Source organism: Mycobacterium sp. TH-M116 (assembly GCF_057473685.1).
Genome location: NZ_JBYCLC010000186.1, coordinates 1 through 7,539 on the forward strand (window position 1 = coordinate 1; position 7,539 = coordinate 7,539).

The 7,539-nt window shown below is 67.4% G+C and carries 8 protein-coding genes and 1 pseudogene; 4 read left to right on the top strand and 5 right to left on the bottom strand.

Annotated features, from left to right (window positions below; all coding sequences use genetic code 11):
• From AC2VOK_RS09405 to AC2VOK_RS09415, 3 genes are all read right to left on the bottom strand, one after another.
• The coding region (locus tag AC2VOK_RS09405) for an acyl-CoA dehydrogenase family protein (RefSeq protein ID WP_428900234.1) at nucleotides 1-355 on the bottom strand (355 nt) is incomplete at its 3' end.
• A gap of 131 nt (nucleotides 356-486) precedes the next feature.
• The gene (locus AC2VOK_RS09410; RefSeq protein ID WP_428900235.1) at nucleotides 487-1,257 is read right to left on the bottom strand and encodes an SDR family NAD(P)-dependent oxidoreductase; all 771 of its coding nucleotides are present in this window, start codon (nucleotides 1,255-1,257) and stop codon (nucleotides 487-489) included.
• Nucleotides 1,258-1,342: 85 nt separating this feature from the next.
• Nucleotides 1,343-2,848: an FAD-dependent oxidoreductase gene (locus tag AC2VOK_RS09415; RefSeq protein WP_428900236.1), complete on the bottom strand. Its 1,506-nt coding sequence runs from the start codon at nucleotides 2,846-2,848 to the stop codon at nucleotides 1,343-1,345.
• A gap of 103 nt (nucleotides 2,849-2,951) precedes the next feature.
• Between AC2VOK_RS09415 and AC2VOK_RS09420 the strand changes: the two genes are divergently transcribed.
• The 4 genes from AC2VOK_RS09420 (at nucleotide 2,952) to AC2VOK_RS09435 (ending at nucleotide 6,838) form a co-directional block, all read left to right on the top strand.
• Nucleotides 2,952-3,128, top strand: a complete 177-nt coding sequence (locus AC2VOK_RS09420) for a hypothetical protein (protein ID WP_428900240.1) — start codon at nucleotides 2,952-2,954, stop codon at nucleotides 3,126-3,128.
• An 11-nt stretch (nucleotides 3,129-3,139) separates the two neighbouring features.
• On the top strand, nucleotides 3,140-3,805 hold the full coding sequence (locus AC2VOK_RS09425; protein ID WP_428900237.1) for a nitroreductase family protein: 666 nt from the start codon (nucleotides 3,140-3,142) through the stop codon (nucleotides 3,803-3,805).
• 27 nt (nucleotides 3,806-3,832) lie between these two features.
• Complete coding sequence (locus tag AC2VOK_RS09430) at nucleotides 3,833-4,156, top strand: DMT family transporter (RefSeq protein WP_343708378.1); 324 nt, start codon at nucleotides 3,833-3,835, stop codon at nucleotides 4,154-4,156.
• Between the two features lie 246 nt (nucleotides 4,157-4,402).
• Nucleotides 4,403-6,838, top strand: coding sequence for a glycogen/starch/alpha-glucan phosphorylase (locus AC2VOK_RS09435; RefSeq protein WP_428900238.1), 2,436 nt, complete (start codon nucleotides 4,403-4,405; stop codon nucleotides 6,836-6,838).
• 12 nt (nucleotides 6,839-6,850) lie between these two features.
• Here the strand turns inward: AC2VOK_RS09435 and AC2VOK_RS09440 are convergent, their stop codons facing one another.
• Nucleotides 6,851-7,288, bottom strand: a complete 438-nt coding sequence (locus AC2VOK_RS09440; RefSeq protein WP_428900239.1) for a hypothetical protein — start codon at nucleotides 7,286-7,288, stop codon at nucleotides 6,851-6,853.
• An 11-nt stretch (nucleotides 7,289-7,299) separates the two neighbouring features.
• Nucleotides 7,300-7,539 (bottom strand): annotated as a pseudogene (locus AC2VOK_RS09445) (transcriptional regulator); the annotation flags it as partial.

The window sequence follows — 7,539 nt, forward strand, 5'->3', positions numbered from 1 at the left end:
CGACGGTGCCGTCGATGAGCCCGGGCAGCAGCCGCGACTTCTGCTCGGCGGTGCCGTTCTTGGCGATCACCGCCGACGCGATCACGGTCGGCACGAAGGGCCCCGGCGCGACGGCCCGGCCGAGTTCCTCGATTACCACCACGAGCTCGGGCAGGCCATAGCCCGACCCGCCGTGCTCTTCGTCGATGTGCAGCCCGAGCCAGCCGAGCTCGGCCAGGTTCGGCCAGAACGCCGGGCGCGCCTCGTCGGCGGCGTCGAGCAGCGAGCGCGCCGCCCAGCGCGCCTTCTGTGCCGTCAGAAATCCGCGGGCCACCTCGGCGAGTTCGCGGTGGTCGTCGGTCAGTGCGATAGCCATGGGTTCTCCTCGCGCGCCGCTACCCGCTCCGCATCCTCGCGGGGGGCTGACCGCCTGCCCCGCTCCGGAAGGGAGCGGGGCGGCTGCCTAAAGAGTGTACTTATTCCGGCACGGGGCCCGGCCCGGGGTGGCTACTTCGGTGCGAACCGCTGCCCGGCGTCGAGCCGGATGCACTGGCCGTTGAGCATGGGGTTGTCCACGATGGCCGCCGCCAGCTTCGCGTACTCGATGGGCCGGCCCATCCGCTTGGGGAACGCCGCGTCCCGGGTCAGGGCCGCCGCCATCTCGTCGGGAACCATTGAGGTGATGCCGGTCAGGAACAGGCTCGGCGCGATCGCCAGCACCCGGATGCCCAGCGACCCCAGGTCACGGGCCATCGTCAGGCACATGCCCGCGATCCCGGCCTTGGCGGCGGTGTAGGCGATCTGGCCGATCTGGCCCTCGAAGGCCGCGATCGACGCGGTGTTGATGATGACGCCGCGTTCCCCTGTTGTTTCGGGGTCCTCGGGCTCGTTGCGGGCCATGTGCGCGGCGGCCAGGCGGCTGATGTTGAAGGTGGCGACGAGGTTGAGATCGACGACGGACTGGAAGGATTCGAGGTCGTGCGGTCCTTCCTTGGTCAGCGTCCGCTTGGCGATGCCGCCGCCCGCGGTGGTCACCGCGACATGCAGGCCGCCCAGCTTGTCGACAGCGCTCTGCAGGGTCTGCTCGGTCCCGGTGAAGTCGGTGACGTCGACGGGGTAGAAGGCGCCACCGAGGCCCTCGGCCACGCTCTTGCCGTCGGAGCTCTCCCGGTCCAGGACCGCGACCTCGGCGCCGCGCTGCGCCAGCAGTTCGGCGGTGGCACGACCCATCCCCGACGCGCCGCCGATGACGACGACCTTTTTTCCGTTGATCTCCATCCGGTTCTCCTTGTCAGAATGCCTGGAATTTGTAACGTTACGTGGGCACGCTAGCGTGTCCGCCGGGCCAGGTTGTCGGCGAGCCTCACGGCGAATCGGAATGCCACCGCCAGTCCGGCCGGTGGACGTATCGCAGCGCCTCGGCCACCGTCAGCCCGTTCATCGCGCGGGCGCGGTTGTCCGCACAGTGACGACGGAAGATCGCCATCTCCTCCTGGCTCGGCGGATGCACGTCCCGATAGGGCACCTTCTGCCCCACCAGCATCACCAGATATCCCTCGAGCCCGAACTGATTGTCCTGCCCGATCGTGCTCGTCACATAATGCCGACAGAAGCCCGTCGGCCCGTTCTCGCGATAGAAGTCCAGCAGCGGCTGCACCGGTGTCACGTCCACCTCGTTGCGGCACGCGGTCCAGAACTCGTTGTCGATGCGGGTGTTGAACCGGTAGTGGATCGACAGGAAGTCCCTGATGCCGTCCCACCAGTCGACGAACAGCGTGTTGTACAGCGCCTGAAGGCTCGGCGTCGGGTCGAGCTGCGACTGCACGAGCATCTCGACCATCGCCTTGATCTGCGACGACGCGACCATGAGCGCGGTCGCCTCGAGCGGCTCGACGAAGCCGCACGCGTTGCCGATCGCGAAGACGTTCTTGACCCAGCCCTTCTCGTAGCGCCCCGACCGGAACTTCACGACGTGATCCCACGTCGTGGCCTTCGGGTTCTTCTGCACGAACTCCTCGCGCGCCTGGTCGTCGCTGAGGAACTGTGACGAATAGACATAGCCGCGGTTGATCGCGTGCTCGTGGTCGATCTGCCAGCACCAGCCGGCCTCCATCGTCTCGGCGATGGTGTAGGGGTGGATGAACTCGTCGGTCCGGTCCCAGGTGCCCACGACCGCGCGGTCGCAGAACAGCGAGCTGTCGTACGGGACGAACGGCGTCCCCAGCGCGCGGCCGAGCAACTCGGAGCGAAAACCGGTCGCGTCGACGTAGAAGTCGGCCGAGAACGTGCGACCGTCATCGAGGAGGACGGCCTGCACGCCCTTCTCGTCGACGGGCACACCGGTGATGCGGGCGTCGATGAGCTCGATGCCGCGCACGACGCACGCAGCCTCCAGCGCCTCGACCAGCGCGGGATTGAACAGGTGAAGCGCGGTGTTGGGCGTGATCATCGGCCCTTGGCCGCTCGGATGCTGCTCGAACGCCTTGCCCTGAGCCATTAGCGCGGCGTTCATGTCGACGCTGTCGAAATCGTCGCCGCAGTAGAAACCGTTATAGCGGCCGAGGTCGGTGTAGAACGCGTCGAGCTGGAATTGGAACCCGTAGTCGAAAGACTCGCGCGGCCCCCACAGGAAGTGGATGCCCGTCTTCCAGGTCGGCCGGACGGTCGAATAGAACTGCTTCTGCGGCAGCTTCAGATAGTCGAAGAGCAGGTTCACGATTTGCGGCGTGGTGCTTTCGCCGACGCCGATCACGCCGATGTCCTTGCTCCGCACGACGCGGATGCCGAGCGCAGGAGCCTGTTGCTTGAGCGCGAGCGCAGTCATCAGGCCGGCGCTGCCGCCGCCTACGACGAGTACGGATTGGATCATCGACTCCCTGCTTCCCGTGCGCGCGAGCGCCCCGCCGACACGATCACCACGGTATCCGGCTTGCCGGCCGTGCCAACCGGTGACTCAGTACTAAAGTCGAGCGATGCGAGTCGCAATCGGCTTGGGCACCACCCAGGCCATCGCCGCGGTTGTCGGCAGGGGCAACTACGCCGTGGACGAAATTGCGCCCGGCGGCGCGGTGGCGGTCACGCTCACCACGCAGCCGGCCGGTTTCCAGCGCACCTTCCGGCTGGAGCGGCGCGCCGCCGCGGCCTCGTGAGCCGGCCCGCCGTGGACCTCTACGACGTCATGCGAACCGCGTTCGCCGCGCGCGAGTTCACCGACGACACCCTGCCCGACGAGGCGCTCTCGCGCATCCTCGACAACGCGCGGTTCGCCCCCAGCGGGGGAAACCGCCAGGGCACGCACGTCATCGTGGTGCGTGATGCGCAGACCCGTCGCCGCCTCGCCGAGTGTGGCGCGCCCGCCGCCCGCCGCTACGTCGCCCAACTCACAGCCGGCGAGAACCCGTGGAATCCGCTGCGTCCCAGCGGCGTACCCCAGGACGTGATCGAGGCGACCGCAATTCCCGACACGTTCGTCGCGCCGCTGGCCAATGCGCCGGTCCTGCTGGTCGTCTCCGTCGACCTGAGCGTGGTCGCCGCGCTCGACCAGGAGCTGGACCGCGTCGGCATCGTCGGCGGAGCGTCGGTTTATCCGCTGGTGTGGAACATCCTGCTGGCCGCCCGCAACGAGGGCTACGGCGGCACCCTCACCACGATGGCGATCGCGGCCGAGGACCGGGTCCGCGCGCTGCTGGGCATCCCCGACACGCACGCGGTCGCCGCGCTCGTGCCGCTGGGCAAGCCGACCCGCCGGCCGACCAGGCTGCGCCGCCGGCCGGTCGCCGAGTTCGTCACCCGCGAACGCTTCGACGGCCCCGCGTTCGAGGGCTGAACCGGAGTCCCTACACCGGGAGGCGACGTGAGCTATCTGCTCCTCATCTGTGCGATCTTGGCCGAGGTGGTGGCGACCAGCCTGCTCAAGAGCACCGAGGGTTTCAGCCGGCTCTGGCCGACGGTGGTGTGCCTGGCCGGGTACGCGGTGGCGTTCGCGCTGCTGGCACTGTCGATTTCCCGGGGCATGCAGACCGACGTCGCCTATGCGCTGTGGTCGGCGATCGGGACGGCCGCGATCGTGCTGATCGCCGTGCTGTTCCTCGGCTCGCCCCTGTCGGTTGCCAAGGTCGTCGGGGTCGGCCTGATCATCGCCGGCGTCGTCACGCTGAACCTCTCCGGCGCCCACTGAGGAACTCCGTGGCGGCGCGACGTGGCGGCGGCGCGAACGCCGATCAGCCACCCGCGCGTAGGTAGGCGTTCACGCGGTCGACGCCCATTGCGCGCCTGGTGTGCAGGCACCGCTGACACACTGACGGCCTGCCGATGCTCTCAGGGACGAGGACCCATCATGACCGATCTCGACCAGCCGACCTCCGAGGGAATCTCCCCGAACAGCCCCACCCGGGCCGACCTGATCGAGCATTCCCGCACCGGGATGGGCGCGGCCGCGCTGCAGCGGGCCATCGCCGACCACCTGCGCTACTCGGTCGGGCGGCCGGCCGCGGCCCTGCGTCCCGAGCATTACTACCGGGCGCTGGCGCTGGCCGTGCGTGACCGCATGCAGGACCGCAGGGTGGCGTCGATGCAGACCATGCTGGATCTGGGTCGCAAGGTCACCTGCTATCTGTCCGCCGAGTTCCTGATGGGCCCCCAACTCGGCAACAACCTGCTGAACCTGGGCATCGAGCGGTCGGCGAGGACCGCGCTGGCGGCGATGGGCCAGAGCCTCGACACGGTGCTGGCCTGCGAGGAGGAACCGGGGCTGGGCAACGGCGGCCTCGGCCGGCTTGCCGCGTGCTACCTGGACTCGCTGGCCACTCTGGAGCGTCCGGCGATCGGCTACGGCATCCGCTACGAGTTCGGGATCTTCGACCAGGAGATTCGCGACGGCTGGCAGGTCGAGAAGACGGACAACTGGCTCGACGCCGGAAATCCCTGGGAGATCGCCAAACCCGACATCAACTATGCGGTGAAGTGGGGTGGCTATGCCGAGCACTACACCGACGAGGCCGGCCACGACCGTGCGCGGTGGGTGCCGGGGCGGGTACTCAAAGGCGTCGCCTACGACACCCCGATCCAAGGCTACGGCGTCAACACCTGCAACGTGTTGACGTTGTGGAGCGCACGTGCCGTCAAATCCTTTGCGCTGGAGGCCTTCAACACCGGCGACTACTACAAGGCGGTCGAGGACGAAGTCACCTCCGAGACGGTCACCAAGGTCCTCTATCCCAACGACGAACCGGATGTGGGCAAGCGGCTGCGACTGTTGCAGCAGTACTTCTTCGTGTCCTGCTCGCTGCAGCGGGTGCTGGAGTTGATGGAGGAGATCGCTGACGTCTCTGTGCGAGAACTGCCCCAGCGGTTCGCGCTGCAGCTCAACGACACTCATCCGTCGATCGCGGTCGCCGAGTTGATGCGGCTCCTGGTCGACGAGCGCCACCTCGACTGGGACGACGCGTGGGGCATCACGGTCGCGACGTTCGGCTACACCAACCACACCCTGCTGCCCGAAGCGCTGGAGACCTGGCCGCTGGCGATGTTCTCCGAGTCCCTGCCGCGCCACCTCGAGATCGTCTACGAGATCAACCGCCGATTCCTCGACGAGGTGCGCGCCCGGTTCCCCGGCGACGACGACCGGCTGCGCCGTATGTCGCTGATCGGGGAGGACGGCGGCAAGAGTGTGCGGATGGCGCACCTGGCGGCCGTCGGCAGCCACGCCATCAACGGCGTCGCCGCGCTGCACTCAGATCTGCTGAAAACCAGTGTCCTCAAGGACTTCTACGAGCTGTGGCCGGAACGCTTCAGCAACAAGACGAACGGGGTCACACCGCGCCGCTTCCTTGCGCTGGCCAACCCAGGGCTGCGCGAACTGCTGGACCGCACCATCGGCGAGAGCTGGCTGAGGGACCTGTCGCGGCTGCGCGCACTGGAGCCTTTCGTCGACGACGCCGGCTTCCGTCAGCAGTGGCGCGATATCGCAAGAGCCAACAAGGCCCGCCTGGCCACCTACGTCGGCGCGGCCGCGGGCGTCGAGCTGAACCCGGACTGGATGTTCGACGTCCAGGTCAAGCGCATCCACGAGTACAAGCGCCAGCACCTCAACGTGCTGCACATCGTCGCGCTCTACCACCGGCTCAAGTGCAATCCCGGGCTGTCGATTCCACCACGGGCCTTCGTCTTCGGCGGCAAGGCCGCTCCCGGCTATTTCATGGCCAAGCGAATCATCAAGCTGATCAACGCCGTCGGGGAGACTGTGAACGCCGACCCCGACGTCAACCGGTTCCTCACGGTGGCGTTCGTGCCGAGCTTCAACGTGCGCAACGCACACCTGATCTACCCGGCCGCCGACCTGTCCGAGCAGATCTCCACTGCAGGCAAGGAGGCATCGGGCACCGGGAACATGAAGTTCATGATCAACGGCGCGCTGACCATCGGCACGCTCGACGGGGCGAACGTCGAGATCCGCGAGGAGGCTGGGCCGGAGAATTTCTTCCTGTTCGGCCTCACGGAACGCGAGGTTGCGGCGGTCAAGGCGGACGGATACCGCCCGGCCGACTACGTCGACGGCGACGAGGAGCTTCGCGCGGTGCTCGATCTCATTGCCGCGGGGACGTTCTCGCGCGGCGATACCGAAATGTTCCGACCGGTGGTGGACAACCTTCGCTACGACGATCCGTTTTTGGTGTGCGCCGACTACCGCTCTTACGTCGACTGCCAGGAACGGGTGAGCGCCGCGTGGCAGGACCAGGATGCGTGGACCACGATGTCCATCCTGAACTCTGCGCGCAGCGGCAAGTTCTCCTCGGACCGCGCCGTCGCCGAGTACTGCGACGAGATCTGGAACGTCTGGCCGCTGACGGTGAAGATCTGAGCGGGCCGGGAGTCAGTTGAGGGTCTGACCGGCCAGGAGCAGAACCCCGGCAACCACCAATGCGATCACCTTGATCACCTCCAGGCCGACGTAAGCGTAGTGGCCGCGAGAGCGGGGCGCATCCAGGCCGGCAAGGACCCTGTCAGAGCGTCGGCTCAAGAACGGCCGCACGCCGATCAACTGGGTGGCGAGCATGGCGAAGGCGGTCACCAATGCCGCGATTGCGCCGGCCGGCGGCGGGCCGGCAATCATGATCGCCGCGAGGACGACGGCGAACATGACCTCGATGTCATTCAGCGCGCGAAAGACCAGGCGCCCGATCCCCAGACCGATCTGCGTCGTCACGTCGGGTGCGCGGAACTTCAGCGGTGCTTCCAGGAACGAGATGGCCAGCACCATGCCCAGCCACACGAAAATCACGGCGACGGCTACGGATGTTGCGGTGTTCATCGTTGCGGTGATCATCGCGAACTTCCCTTCGAAGTCAGTTCGGCCAGGCAGAGATCCGGTTCGACGAACGCATCCAACCGGTCGACGGCGAGAGGTGCGGCCTGGCTCTCCAGAACGCCTTGCATGAGGCCGAGGTGGATCGGGCACACGACTTGGGATCGGGCCTCGGCGACTTCGAGGAAGGGGCAGTGCCGCAGGCCGATCTGCCGCGCCCCTCGGCGCTCGGGCGCGAATCCGAGTTCGTCGAGGAC